This window comes from Paenibacillus sp. J22R67 (assembly GCF_059692175.1).
In genome coordinates, this window is record NZ_JCAUAX010000001.1 from 259,417 (window position 1) to 272,784 (window position 13,368).

Consider the following 13,368-nt stretch of genomic DNA (forward strand, 5'->3'; position numbering starts at 1 on the left):
AGTCTGTCTTAAGCAGTTCCAAATACAGACATAGCTAGAATTTCAGCGATATCTCGTGCTTTGACTCGTTCCTCAACCTCCTTTAGCTTGGTTCCATCCTCCACCATCGTTAAACAATAAGGACAGGCCGAAGAGATCACCGTCGGATTCACACTCAATAACTGTTCCGTGCGCGCTACATTAACGCGTGTACCAGCGGTTTCTTCCATCCACATCATGCCGCCTCCGGCACCGCAGCACATACTGTTTTCACGGGAACGCGGTTGCTCCACCAAGACAGCCCCTGGAATCGCACGCAATATGCTGCGTGGTTCCTCATACACTTCGTTGTACCGGCCTAGGTAACAGGAATCGTGATACGTGATGCGTTCTTGCACCTCGTATTGCGGTTTCAAGCGCCCTTCTTTCACCCATTGATTGAGCAGTTCTGTGTGATGGAAAACGTCGGCCTCCAGGCCAAATTCGGGGTACTCATTTTTGAATATATGATACGTGTGCGGGCAGGTCGTTACGATTTTTCGAACCTTATACTTTTGAAAAGTCGCAATATTGTCGGCACACAGCTGTTGGAAAAGAAACTCATTCCCCATACGGCGGGGGGTATCACCGGAATTTTTCTCCTCATTCCCCAAAATGGCAAAGGGGATACCAGCTTCGTTCATCAGCTTCACAAAAGCATGCGTAATTTTACGGCTGCGGTTATCATAAGCCCCCATTGAACCTAGGAAGAATAAATACTCAAAATCGGGATTTTCCTTCACCGTACGAACGTTCAGCTCATTACTCGGATCTACTTCTTTCACCCACTTCACACGATCATTCCGACTGATTCCCCACGGATTTCCTTGACGCTCAATGTTCTGCAGCGCACGCTGACCATCATGCGGCATGCTGCCTTGCGTCAAGACCAAATGTCTGCGCAGATCTATAATTTTGTCTACATGCTCATTACCGACTGGACATTGATCCTCGCAATTTCGGCAGGTGGTGCAAGCCCAGAGTTCCTCCTCCGTGATGACGCCGCCGATAAGTTCAACCTCTAGCGGGTTATGCCCGCTATGTGTAGCGAATGCCGCCGCCGGAACCCACGGCGATTTGGACGTGATGGCAGCGCCCTTTTCAGTCAAATGATCACGCAGCTTCGTAATGAGATGCATCGGTGAGAGCAGCTTGCCTGTCGTATTCGCAGGGCAAACATTCGTACAGCGCCCACACTCTACACAGGAGTAGAAATCGAGCATCTGCTTTTGTGTAAAATCCTCAATTTTACCGACACCGAACGATTCCGCCTCCTCATCCTCCAAATCAAGCGAAGCCAGCTTGCCAGTTGGCTCCGTGCGTCGGAGCAAGATATTGATAGGAGCAGTAATAATATGAAAATGCTTCGATTGTGGTACATAGATGAGGAAAGACAGCAAGATCAGCAAATGCATCCACCAGCTGGCATAAAACCCTATTGTCGCTCCTGTATGCGAAAGACCGCTAAACATCCCAGCAAAGACGGATGAAATAGGCGCATAACCTGAAGCTCCAAGTCCCTCTCGCACCCTTTCAAAACCTCCGCTGACAACGACGGATAACATGAGGAAAAAGATGAAGAACACAACAATACTTGGCTTCCAGCCCCGCTTGAGACGTCTAAGCTTTTCGATATAACGGCGATACGTCGCATAACCCATAGCCAGCAGAATAAGCGCAACCGTCACTTCTTGAATGAAGGTAAAATAATCGTAACCGGGAATCGGTAACCCACGGCCAATTAATCCTTTTAAAATTAGATCCAGCGCTCCTAACTGTAAAATTAGAAAGCCATAGAAGATGACGATGTGCATAATGCCGCTTTTCTTATCCTTCAGCAGCTTCGTCTGGCCAAATACTTGAATGGCAAACTCCTTTAACCGAGCCTTAGCTTCTTTCTTCAAATTCACTGACTTTCCTAACTGGATGTACAAATACCGGTGGTAGACAATTCGGCTAAATAAGAACAACGCATATCCGGTAACCGCTAGAAACAGTACAAACTGAATGAGTGAACCAATCATGGAGGACCTCCTTACATGAAAAAGATAGCGCTTACATTGAAGGATCGTAAAAAAGCAAGTTCCATATGACCCTATTTCCAGAGTTGAAAAATGCTTGTTTGCTTGTGTAAGCCGGCTAACTTTCTTACTTGCTTCTTAAGCTGAATAAGTCGTTGACAAGGCGTACTACGTATTTTATGATGAGATTACAAAAATGAATGAGTATTCATTCACCGATAATTGTATCTTAACACCGAGGTGATCTCCTTGACAAGTAGCAAAAAACCAGACAAGTATTACGCAATTCTCGAAGGCGCTCTGAAAGTATTCGCAGAGAATGGCTTTCACAAATCCCAAGTATCCCGAATTGCCAAGGAAGCCGGTGTAGCGGACGGAACCATCTATTTATATTTCAAAAAGAAGGAGGATATTTTGACCAGTTTGTTTCAAGAGAAACTAGGCGAGCTTGTGGAGAAGTTCAACACGGGTGTCAACGAACAAATGACAGCGAAGCAAGCGTTATATAAAGTATGTGAAATTCATTTCAGCGAGCTTGAAGGGAATGTCAATCTTGCTTTTCTCACCCAAATTGAACTAAGACAAAGCGATTTGGAGCTTCGCAAAGAGATTGGCCTTGCCCTCAAGAGATATATTATCCTGATTGAAAATATATTAGAAAGAGGCAAACAAGACGGGAGCTTCCACGCTGACTTTGATGTAAAACTCGTACGTCTTCTCATCTTTGGAGGGATGGATGAAGTTGTGACCTCTTGGCTCATCTCCGGGCAAAAGTATTCTTTAACCGCTCAAGTCGGCCCTACGGTTAACTTTTTCATGAAAGGCATCGAGGCTTAAGGGTCTGTATAACATGTATATTCAGGAAGGAGCTTGGCTATGGACATTTTTGTATTATTGAAGCAAACGTTTGATACAGAGGAGAAAATTGTTCTGCAAGCGGGAAGTGTTCAAGAGGATGGCGCCAAATTCGTCATAAATCCTTATGATGAATATGCCGTGGAGCAAGCCATTCAGCTGCGAGATGAATTTGGGGGCAAAGTCACTTTGCTCTCCGTAGGACCAGACAGGACAGCCGAAGCACTGCGCACTGCTCTGGCTATGGGCGCAGATGAGGCTATTCTCATCACCGATGAGCGGATTCAAGGCGATGAATGCGAGGTTGCTGAAATCTTAGCCCAATTCCTGCGTAGTCAGTCTTTCGATCTCGTGTTAGGCGGTAACTTCTCTGTAGACAATGGAGCTGGGCAAGTAGCCATTCGCTTAGCCGCTCTTCTTGATATCCCACATGCTGCATCCATTACAAAACTTGAAATCACCAGTGGCGGGGCGGTTGCTCACCGAGATGCGGAAGGCGACATTGAAGTCATCGAGGTTCCACTCCCTGCTCTCTTCACCGCCCAGCAAGGTTTGAATGAGCCTCGTTATCCTTCCCTGCCAGGTATTATGAAAGCGAAGAAAAAGCCCTTCCAGCACCTAACACTTGATGATATTGAGGGCTTGAGCGCCGTTTCTGCCAAAACCACTCGTATTGAACTAACGCTGCCGCCTGAACGCCAAGCTGGCCGTATTCTCAAAGGCGAAATCGCTCAGCAGGTATCTGAGCTTGTCCAAGCACTGCGCAACGAATCCAAAGTGATTTAACGAAAGGGAGGCTACGATCATGGCTAAAACATTTCTCGTTGTCGCCGAAGCTCGCGGTGGCAAGCTGCGTCAAGTATCCTTTGAAGCTCTACGCGCTGCTCAGTTATCTGCTGCGGAAGGTGATAGCATTCACGCTGTACTCATTGGCGGGAGCAGCATCAAAGCTCTTGCGAGTGAACTGGCTGCTTACGGCGCAGAATCCATCTATGTTGTTGAGGATACTGGTCTTGATAACTACAATTCGGAAGCCTATTTGAGCGCATTACTAGCAGTAACTGGCGATGTGAAGCCGAGCGCATTGTATCTCGGCCACACGGCTGCTGGCCGAGATCTGGCACCGCTGGCCGCAGCGAAGCTTGGCGCCGGCCAGCTGTCAGACGTGACGGCGATCTCGCGCAGCGACGATCGTGTGGTATTCACTCGGCCGCTTTACGCTGGCAAAGCCGTTGAGAAGAAAGCGTTTACCGACCCGGATGGCACATGGGTCGTTACGATTAGACCGAACAACATCGCCCCGCAAGCGCCAGACGCCTCGCGTCAGGCTTCGGTCATCGATGTTGCCTACCCTGCCCCCTCCCTGCGCAGCATCATTCGGGAGGTGGTTAAGAAAACGTCCGGCACCATCGACTTGGCAGAAGCCAAGATCGTTGTCTCCGGCGGACGTGGGGTGCGCAGCGCCGAAGGCTTCCAGCCGCTCGAAGAGCTGGCTGCCGTCTTGGGCGGCGCTGTTGGGGCCTCCCGCGGAGCCTGCGACGCGGGCTACTGCGAATACGCGATGCAAATCGGCCAAACCGGCAAGGTGGTGACGCCGGAGATCTACATCGCGTGCGGCATTAGCGGCGCCATCCAGCACCTTGCGGGGATGAGCTCCTCGCGCGTCATCATCGCGATTAACAAGGATGCGGAGGCGCCGATCTTTAAAGTAGCCGACTATGGGATTGTCGGCGATCTGTTCGAGGTTGTGCCATTGCTCACCGAGGAGTTCCGGCAGCTGCTGAAGTAGTCGCTTTATCACAACGTCTCACCCATGTGGGAACTAGGGGCCGTTAATAGCGGCAGAAACAGCCGATGTGTTGATCTTAGGGAACTGTGCGCCGCAGTTCCCTAGATCTTGCATTTCGCTCTTGAAATCCTCACGCTATTCCAGTAAACTCATCGTACATTTACATTTCACATGTTAGGAGTCCTCTTTATGTCAATGACACCAACTGAAGTTGTACAACAATTTTTCGCTAAAGCTCGTACTGGCTTACAACCTGATGCTGCTCATGATTACATGGCTGAACACGTGCTGGCCCATCAAATGACGGGAGAGAACGAAACTACCGTTCACCGCACACCTGCCAATTATGCTGACCACGTTAGAGAAATGATTGCCGCCTATGGTGATTTTCAACTAGTCATTCAAGAAATGATCGCGCAGAACGATCGTGTCTACGTCCGTTGGAAACAAACCGGAACACATATCGGCGAGGTGGACGGATTTGCTCCTACAGGAAAGCCGATCGTCGAGATTGCAAGCGCTGTTTATCGCATCGAAAACGAACGAATCGTCGAGTACTGGATTCAAATCGATCGCGAAGGCATCCGTTTACAGCTTCAGCGAAACGCTTAGATCAAGCAAGACCCTATTTACGCAAAACACACACTGTGTTTGCGTAAATCCGGGGGACTGCTAACTGCTGAACTCCTAATCTCCTAATCTCCTAATCTCACCCCTTAAGCCCACGCCCTTTTCCAACCTGCTCATCCAGCCATGCTGCCAAATCAGCCATGACCTCTTCACGGTTCACTTCGTTCAACATTTCATGCCGGCCGCCTGGGTAAAGCTTGCTGCTAACGTTCTGAAGCCCAAGCTCCTCATACATTTGTATGAGCTTCCGCACACCTTTCCCGTGTCCGCCAACAGGATCTTCTTCACCAGAAAAAATATAGAGTGGTATCTCCTTCGGAATCCGCTGAACATGGTCTGGGCGATGAATATCCCTAAGCCCCTTGAAGAAATCCTTGAAAAACCCTGACGTAAACACCACGCCACAGTAAGGATCAGCCACATATTTATCCACTTCCGCTGGATCTGTGCTTAACCAGTCGAAGGACGTTCGATTAGGTGTGAATTTTTTATTATACGCACCAAAGGACAACGACGTCAGCAGCGAACTCCGGTGATGGTCTCCTCGAATGGCAGCTTCAGCAGCCGCTAGCGCGATTCCTGCATGGAGAGCAGCGCCCTCACTCCCATTCGATCCAGACAATATGATCCCCTGTACTTGGTTAGGAAATTGACTGAGGTAGGTACCCATGTAAGATTGCGTCAAAAAGGAGCCCATGCTATGTCCTATCACGAACAAGGGCAGCTTCTCCTGATACCGCTTCTTAATTTGCCCTGTAATTTGGCCCATAGTTTCCACCATACGCTGGAAGCTATTCTTTCCAAACTTGCCAACGGCATCCGGCGATCCAGCTGTTCGACCATGACCCAAATGATCGTTCGCGTAAACGGCATAACCTCTTCTCGTCAACACCTCGGCTAGTCTCTCATATCTTCCAGCAGTTTCAGCCATACCGTGTGCTATCTGTACAAGCCCTTTAATTGTAATCGCTTCCTCAGGAAGCCATTCATAGACATAATGATTGACAGTCTGATCGTCACGCCAAATAAAATGCTTTTTTAGCATAAGTTTCTATGCCCCCTTATACTGTATCTGCTTGTATTCTCTTCAGTATACTGCTCTTTCCACATGAAAACAGCCCCTTTCCGAAGAAAGCGGCTGATCGGCAATATACGTATAATAGCTAAACTTTGCTCGTTTGTTTGACTGATTTTACTGCTTGCAGCTGAGACTGTGATTGCGAAGCCGTGTCAAATCGTTTTCTCTCTGTTTTATCAATTTGCGCAATTTTCCCATCGTGTACCACAATCTGTACCGATCCATATTCCAACCCATTCAACATCTGCTTAATTCGGTCCACCCAAACGTCATCTAACTCTAATGGTTTCGCCATCTCATTTTCCTCCGCTTCTTGATCAGATCGTCCAATCATTCCAATCATTTTTCTGTTTTTGAATGAAGGATAGCCAATTGCTTGTTTTCTCTAATAATTCTTTGGTCGTTCCTGAAGATGAGTAGGTGTGATCAGCTTGATAAATCAGATCCAAATCACACTGTCCTTCATTTCGCAACCAGAACATCTTTTGATATAATGGGGCATAATCAACTGGGATAATTTCGTCCGCCGTTCCGTGAATGACGAGAACATCCCCATTAAATTTACGTAGTTGTTCAAAAGGCTGATGCTGTGCCAACGTATCAAAAAAATGGCTGGTTAGTGAATAACCATGATGGTCGATGGCGCCACCAAGTGGCAATTTCTCGTATTCATTTCTGCCAACAATTCGAACGATATCATTATGTGGGTGGGCTACTGCTGACCATAGCACGAGTGTTTTAACACGGGAATCTTTGGCTGCTGTCAGAACCGCTGTAGCTCCCCCCAAACTATGTCCGACCAATATCACTCGGCTCAAATCTACGCAATCAATGGTCAACGCATAATCAATCACTCTGCGTGTCTGTTCAATGAGAGTATCTAGCCCGCCTGCACCATAATCCCCGGTGCTATCGCCGCAACCGCCATAATCAAATCGCAAGACCAAATAGCCTTTCGAGCTAAACTCACGCGCTGCCTTCACAAACAACCGATCTACCCCGATCCGGCTGCCGATGAAACCATGACAGATGATAATCAGCGGCCAGCGCTGACAATCAACCTGTGCAGCTCCTGTTTGATTCGTTGGGTAATGCAGCGTAGCGGACAATTCGATGTCGTCGCTTTGTATAGTGATGGCATGCTCCATGATGTTTACTCCCTTTCGTATAATTCCGATAAGATTAGTATGAATTAAGTATATACCAATATTAGCATCCGCGTACGAGGGTGTCAATCCTGTTTTTAACATATTTTCGTAAAAATAAGTTGATTGGAAAAGACCCTCGTTAAAGTTATCCCCCAGTGAGAGTCTTTCCATATTTGGCTTTCATTAACCGCGCTTAATTCGTTGTCTGCTCACAAATTGTTTGTACTGGAAATAAATCGTACAGCCAACACAATAGCCAAACAGTGCTGCTCCAGCTGCCAAAAGCAAACCTACCTCAAAGAGATAACCTACCCAAGACCATCCCACGGCAAAGGCTAATAACGATATGGAAAGAAATATGACTGCCAAAGCATTGTTAAACCTGGTCAACTCAAGCGCTTGTGTTTCTGTCCTATTTCTCGAAAAAAACCTCTTTAAGACCGTTACGAACAAATTCCACTTCGCCCCTCCAGCTAATCCGAGCACCTGTATAGCCCACAGAATAGCAATTAACCAAGGCCATTGAAACCCTATTGCTAGTAAAACAAAGACAACAATTCCTGCTTGATTCGCCTTCACAAGGGATAGCGGGACTTCTCTCATCAGCGTCACTCCTAATTTGTCAACCAATCCTTAATCGCATAACCTTTCTTAGCTAAACCTTGTTGGACCAAAAATTTTCTTCGTTTCTTCGATCAATTTAAGTCCATCAGCTCGAGCAAAGACTCCCAGCCCCTGCTTGTAATATACGAAGCAAGGACGGGAGTCTCCAGTCATCCGGTCGACTTTTGTCAAACATATAATTCACACTGTTTTACTCGGGTATTGATTGATGCCTATATTACCATCGCCTTTTAGCTTCGTCAACGCTTTTTTCACGAGCTAGTCCATGTGTTGAACCTTATTCCTTGTATCCTTTCATCTAATGTCAAACTCAAATCATCGTGCCTTCGTCACATTAATAAAAATTTTTGAATAAATTCATAAATATCGGAAATAGGTATATTGACAAATTCGACCACGCACTGTTATAGTCAATTTAATATTCCGAGTAAAGCACTATGATTAATTTTAATGGGTGGTGTAATGTGATTAACAAGGTGTTTAAAGCTACGGTTCGATCTGTGCTTATCGGCTATCTGATTGTGCTGCTACTCATCCCGATTGGCTCCATCTATTTCAAAGGTTTTTCCTTAGGCTGGGAGCCCTTTTGGCAAGAAGTAACAGGACCACTAGCCTGGAAGTCCATTTTACTTACAGTCAAACTCAGTATTGTATCGACAATTATTCAAGCCATTGTAGGCACCATCATCGCTTATGTTCTTGTAAGATATACATTCCGAGGCAAGAGCATTCTGAACAGTATGGTCGACCTTCCCTTCTCACTGCCAACCTCTGTGGCAGGACTTATGTTCCTAACCTTGCTTGGACCGTCTAGTCCACTAGGCGCATGGCTCGATCACGCTGGTATTAAGTTGCTCTACAATCAAACAGCAATTGTCATCGGCTTGGTATTCGTTACTTTCCCATTCGTGATTCGAACCGTTCAACCACTGCTTGAACAAATTGATCCCGCGGAAGAACAAGCCAGCTTCACACTAGGCGCGAGCAGATTCTATACGTTCTGCCGAATTGTTTTTCCCGCCATTTTCCCCGGTATTCTTGCCGGCAGCATGCTTGCCTTTTCCCGATCGCTAGCCGAGTTTGGCGCCATCTCACTGATCTCCGGTAATTTACCAGGAAAAACGATGGTTGCTTCGGTCTATATATACGGTGAGACGCAGAACTATAATCCCGAAGGCGCGGCCGCTATTTCTCTTGTGCTCCTTACATTGTCACTCCTTATTTTATGGATCATCAATGTATTGACACGCGGAAAGGGGCGCCTCGCATGAGAAAAATTTTAATTAGCATTTCGTTTCTCGTCATTTTTCTATTAATTATGCTGCCGTTCCTAGGCATTACCTTTGGCGCTTTTGAAGAAGGTCCGCAAGCCTTTATCGATGCTCTTGTAAGACCCGAAGCGCTGCATGCCTTGAAGATCTCATTTATTATCGTCCTTATTGTTACTTTACTTAATACAATCGTTGGTGTTTACATTTCACTTGAAATCGTTAGAGGTTCCTGGATCTCTCGCTGGTTGAAACCAGTGATCAATGCTTTGATTGATTTGCCTTTTGCCGTATCACCGGTCATCGTCGGTTTAATGGTCATTTTGATCTTCGGACCCAATACAGCGCTTGGCGCATTCTTTGAAGATCATAATATGAAAATCGTTTACGCCATTCCTGGTATGGTTCTTGCTACGATGTTCATTACATTTCCTCTTATGGTTCGTGAGGTCGTTCCATTGCTCGAAGAAATCGGTACCCAATCCGAAGAAGCTTCGGCTACACTTGGCGCTGGTCCATGGCGCACCTTCTTTCAAATCACATGGCCAGGTATTCGTTGGGGCGTCGTTTACGGTCTCATTTTAACCATCGCAAGATCGCTTGGTGAATTCGGCTCTATCTTAGTTGTCTCAGGCAATATCATCAACCAAACGCAGACGGCTACAACACTCGTGTATCAAGATGCTGAGCAGTTCCAGCTCGTTGCAGCGAACAGTGTCGCATTTGTGCTCGGACTCATCTCAATTACGATTTTGTTAACACTTGAGTGGTTGAAAAGAAGAAGCGAAAAATTAAGCAGTCATTAAGGAGGAACCCTGTATGCATATCGAAGTTAAAAATCTTAATAAAAATTTCGGAGCTTTTCATGCCATCAAAGATGTTAATTTCAGTATTACGAAAGGGCATCTTGTTGGTTTAATCGGTCCCAGCGGCGGCGGTAAAACGTCCATTCTACGCATGTTGTCTGGCCTCGAAAGTCCGACGACAGGTGACATTTATTTCGATGGGAAGCTTGCTACACACCTGCCTGTTCAAGAAAGAGGAATTGGCTTCGTTTTTCAAAGCTATGCCCTGTTTAAACATATGACCGTTTTTGACAATGTCGCTTACGGACTCAAAGTTCTCAAAAAACCGAAGGAAGTCATCCATGACCGAGTCACTTATCTGCTGAACTTAATGGGACTTGCGGGCAATGAACGCAAATATCCGCACCAGCTTTCGGGTGGACAGCGTCAACGGGTTGCTTTCGCTAGAGCATTGGCTCCCGAGCCACAATTGTTGCTGCTCGATGAACCATTTGCAGCAATCGATGCCAAGATTCGTAAAGAACTGCGCCTTTGGCTGCGCAACCTGATCGATGAATTTAAGGTCACGACCCTCTTCGTCACCCATGACCAAGATGAAGCCATCGAAGTTGCAGATGAAATCATTCTCGTACAAGGCGGGAAAATCGAACAGCAAGGCAGTCCTTGGGAAATTTATACGAAGCCGGCATCTTCATTCGTGGCTTCTTTCATTGGCGAGTCTAATGTGATCTCACAATATACGCCGCTAGTTGGGTTCCCTTACTTAAATGAGCTTCAACAGGACGGCAAATGGCTGCTGGATGTGAACGTGTTGATTCGACCAGAATCCATTGAGGTTCGCCCGCATGACGTAAGCCATCTGGCGACAGCTGGTGAGAAAGGAAAAGTGACGCATGTCCATTTCCGCGGGGACTCCTGGTATCTAGAAATCGATACAGGTTCAATAAAGTTATTCGCTTATCAATCCGTAAAAGAAAAAATTTATCGCCCCGGTGATGAAGTGAATATTTTAATCCATCAGATTTCCGTCTTTACGAAAACCGAGAATATCGTCATTGAAAATCAGGCTAAACAAGATCCGCTGCCTGTTTTTATATAAAAATAAGCTTACGAATGAAGGGGAGTTGTAAACCATGAAAAAAATTAAATCACTAGGCCTTATCACTGCTGCATTATTCACGGCAAGTATCACACTTACGGCTTGCGGAACAGGTACAAAATCAGCGAGCACACCTGCTCCATCCGCGGCGGCAACAGCTGCAGCTACCACAGCGGCAAGTTCTGCTCCTAAAGCTGAAAAAGTAACGATCACGATTGGCGCATATTCCATTCTTAAAGACTCTTTTGATGTCATTTTGCCTAAATTTAAAGAAGAGTGGAAAAAGAAAACCGGTCAAACCGTAGAATTCCAAGAATCCTATGTAGCATCCGGTTCCCAAGCTACCGCGATTATCCAAGGCTTTGAAGCAGATATTGCCCCTCTTTCCCTAGAAGGAGATATCCAAAAAATCGTAGAAAAAGGCTTGATCACACACGACTGGAAAAACAACCCTTATAAAGGCAACATTACCGCTTCCATTGCGGCAATCGGTGTTCGTGAAGGCAATCCTAAAGGCATTAAAGACTGGACTGACTTAACAAAACCAGGCGTTGAAGTGTTGATCCCGAACCCAAGCACCTCCGGCGGAGCCAAATGGGACATTAACGCGATTTATGGCGCTGGACTCAAAACTTCTGAAGCTGCCGGCAAAAAAGATCCTGCCTTTGCCAAAGATTATTTGGCTAAAGTCTACAAAAACATCAAAGTACTTGATAAAAGCGGCGCCGATTCCCTTGCGACCTTCGATAAAGGTGTAGGCGATGCTATCGTCACTTATGAAAATGAGCTCATTTCCCGGATTCAATCAGGCAAAAAATATGTGGAAGTTATCCCGCAATACACGACTACTATCGAAAACCCAGTTGCACTCATTGATAAAAACGTAGATAAACATGGAAATCGCGAAGCGGTTCAGGCATTCCTTGAATACCTGTGGAGCCCTGATGCTCAGAAAGTATTCGCAGACAAAGGCTTCCGCTCCGTACTTCCGGAAGTTGCTAAGCAATACGAGAAAAACTACACAACACCTGCCGGCATATTCAACATCGAATATCTTGGCGGTTGGGATAAAGTCAATAAAGAACTGTATGGTAAAGGCGCAATCTGGGAGACCATCCTCGCAGAAGGCGGATCCAAATAAGACTGCCCAAAAAAAGCCCGGAGCGAATGTGATATTCGCTGCCGGGCTTTCTTTTTTTGCTCACGAATGAACTTATCTTCCGTCCCCATCGAGTAAATTACCTAAACCGCCTAAGATGCTTCCCTCTTCTTTCCTGCCGCCTGCTCTTGAAGCCGATGCCATACGATCTGCCAGCCTGCTGAATGGCAAGGATTGAATCCACACACGCCCTGGACCGCGTAGCGTTGCGAAGAATAAGCCTTCACCGCCAAACAGCGCTGTTTTCACACCTTTCACCATCTCGATGTCATAATCCACGTCCTGCGTCATTGCAACCAAGCAGCCTGTATCTACACGAATGACTTCACCTGGACGAAGCACACGCTCGCAAATCGAACCGCCTGCGTGCACGAAGGCCAGGCCATCACCTTCAATTTTCTGCATAATAAAGCCTTCGCCGCCGAAGAAACCAGCACCTAATTTCCGCTGAAACGCAATGCCAACGGAAACACCTTTCGCTGCACAAAGGAAGGAATCTTTTTGACAAATCAGTCTTCCTCCAAGCATCGACAAGTCCATCGGGATAATCTTACCGGGATAAGGCGCTGCGAAATTAACTTGCTCTTTCCCGCTGCCGCTTTGGTTGGTGAATACCGTCATAAACAAGCTCTCGCCGGTTAATAAACGTTTGCCCGCTCCTAGAAGTTTACCCATGAACCCTTTGTTATCACTGCTGCCATCCCCGAAAACCGTCTCCATCTGGATGTTCTGATCCATCATCATCATGCTTCCGGCTTCCGCCACGACGCTTTCTCCCGGGTCCAACTCAATTTCTACATACTGCATTTCATTGCCTAAAATACGATAATCAATTTCATGTGCATTCATTGTGGTATTACCTCCGAATAGTTT

At 46.5% G+C, this 13,368-nt stretch carries 14 protein-coding genes; 8 read left to right on the top strand and 6 right to left on the bottom strand.

The features are described from left to right. Window positions 1-8 precede the first annotated feature (8 nt). A complete protein-coding gene (locus AC58VC_RS01320) occupies window positions 9-2,042 on the bottom strand; it encodes a (Fe-S)-binding protein (RefSeq protein ID WP_497367085.1) in 2,034 nt (677 codons plus the stop codon). A 246-nt stretch (window positions 2,043-2,288) separates the two neighbouring features. Here AC58VC_RS01320 and fadR point away from each other — a divergent pair, with 246 nt between their 5' ends. From fadR to AC58VC_RS01340, 4 genes are all read left to right on the top strand, one after another. Next, window positions 2,289-2,876 carry a fatty acid metabolism transcriptional regulator FadR gene (fadR, locus tag AC58VC_RS01325; protein WP_145654979.1) on the top strand — a complete coding sequence of 196 codons (588 nt, stop codon included), beginning with the start codon at window positions 2,289-2,291 and terminating at the stop codon, window positions 2,874-2,876. A gap of 39 nt (window positions 2,877-2,915) precedes the next feature. Beyond that, complete coding sequence (locus AC58VC_RS01330) at window positions 2,916-3,680, top strand: electron transfer flavoprotein subunit beta/FixA family protein (protein WP_497367086.1); 765 nt, start codon at window positions 2,916-2,918, stop codon at window positions 3,678-3,680. Window positions 3,681-3,699: 19 nt separating this feature from the next. Continuing rightward, window positions 3,700-4,683 carry an electron transfer flavoprotein subunit alpha/FixB family protein gene (locus tag AC58VC_RS01335; RefSeq protein WP_497367087.1) on the top strand — a complete coding sequence of 328 codons (984 nt, stop codon included), beginning with the start codon at window positions 3,700-3,702 and terminating at the stop codon, window positions 4,681-4,683. 195 nt (window positions 4,684-4,878) lie between these two features. After that, complete coding sequence (locus tag AC58VC_RS01340) at window positions 4,879-5,295, top strand: ester cyclase (protein WP_497367878.1); 417 nt, start codon at window positions 4,879-4,881, stop codon at window positions 5,293-5,295. Window positions 5,296-5,392: 97 nt separating this feature from the next. Here the strand turns inward: AC58VC_RS01340 and AC58VC_RS01345 are convergent, their stop codons facing one another. From AC58VC_RS01345 to AC58VC_RS01360, 4 genes are all read right to left on the bottom strand, one after another. Then, on the bottom strand, window positions 5,393-6,358 hold the full coding sequence (locus AC58VC_RS01345) for an alpha/beta fold hydrolase (RefSeq protein ID WP_497367088.1): 966 nt from the start codon (window positions 6,356-6,358) through the stop codon (window positions 5,393-5,395). Window positions 6,359-6,476: 118 nt separating this feature from the next. Next, on the bottom strand, window positions 6,477-6,686 hold the full coding sequence (locus tag AC58VC_RS01350; protein WP_145654988.1) for a YezD family protein: 210 nt from the start codon (window positions 6,684-6,686) through the stop codon (window positions 6,477-6,479). A gap of 22 nt (window positions 6,687-6,708) precedes the next feature. Beyond that, window positions 6,709-7,539, bottom strand: a complete 831-nt coding sequence (locus AC58VC_RS01355; protein WP_497367089.1) for an alpha/beta hydrolase family protein — start codon at window positions 7,537-7,539, stop codon at window positions 6,709-6,711. A 183-nt stretch (window positions 7,540-7,722) separates the two neighbouring features. After that, window positions 7,723-8,142: a DUF4395 domain-containing protein gene (locus AC58VC_RS01360; protein ID WP_497367090.1), complete on the bottom strand. Its 420-nt coding sequence runs from the start codon at window positions 8,140-8,142 to the stop codon at window positions 7,723-7,725. 485 nt (window positions 8,143-8,627) lie between these two features. Here AC58VC_RS01360 and cysT point away from each other — a divergent pair, with 485 nt between their 5' ends. Genes cysT through AC58VC_RS01380 form a run of 4 tightly spaced genes read left to right on the top strand, consistent with a single transcriptional unit; the run spans window position 8,628 to window position 12,477 of the window. Further along, window positions 8,628-9,434: a sulfate ABC transporter permease subunit CysT gene (cysT, locus tag AC58VC_RS01365; protein WP_497367091.1), complete on the top strand. Its 807-nt coding sequence runs from the start codon at window positions 8,628-8,630 to the stop codon at window positions 9,432-9,434. Then, on the top strand, window positions 9,431-10,237 hold the full coding sequence (locus AC58VC_RS01370) for a sulfate ABC transporter permease subunit (protein WP_497367092.1): 807 nt from the start codon (window positions 9,431-9,433) through the stop codon (window positions 10,235-10,237). Before cysT ends, AC58VC_RS01370 begins: the two co-directional genes overlap by 4 nt. 13 nt (window positions 10,238-10,250) lie before the next feature. Further along, window positions 10,251-11,336, top strand: coding sequence for a sulfate/molybdate ABC transporter ATP-binding protein (locus AC58VC_RS01375; protein WP_497367093.1), 1,086 nt, complete (start codon window positions 10,251-10,253; stop codon window positions 11,334-11,336). Window positions 11,337-11,370: 34 nt separating this feature from the next. Continuing rightward, entirely contained in the window at window positions 11,371-12,477 is a 1,107-nt protein-coding gene (locus AC58VC_RS01380) for a sulfate ABC transporter substrate-binding protein (protein WP_497367094.1), read from the top strand. A 72-nt stretch (window positions 12,478-12,549) separates the two neighbouring features. Here the strand turns inward: AC58VC_RS01380 and AC58VC_RS01385 are convergent, their stop codons facing one another. Beyond that, complete coding sequence (locus tag AC58VC_RS01385; RefSeq protein ID WP_497367095.1) at window positions 12,550-13,344, bottom strand: TIGR00266 family protein; 795 nt, start codon at window positions 13,342-13,344, stop codon at window positions 12,550-12,552. Window positions 13,345-13,368: the final 24 nt, after the last annotated feature.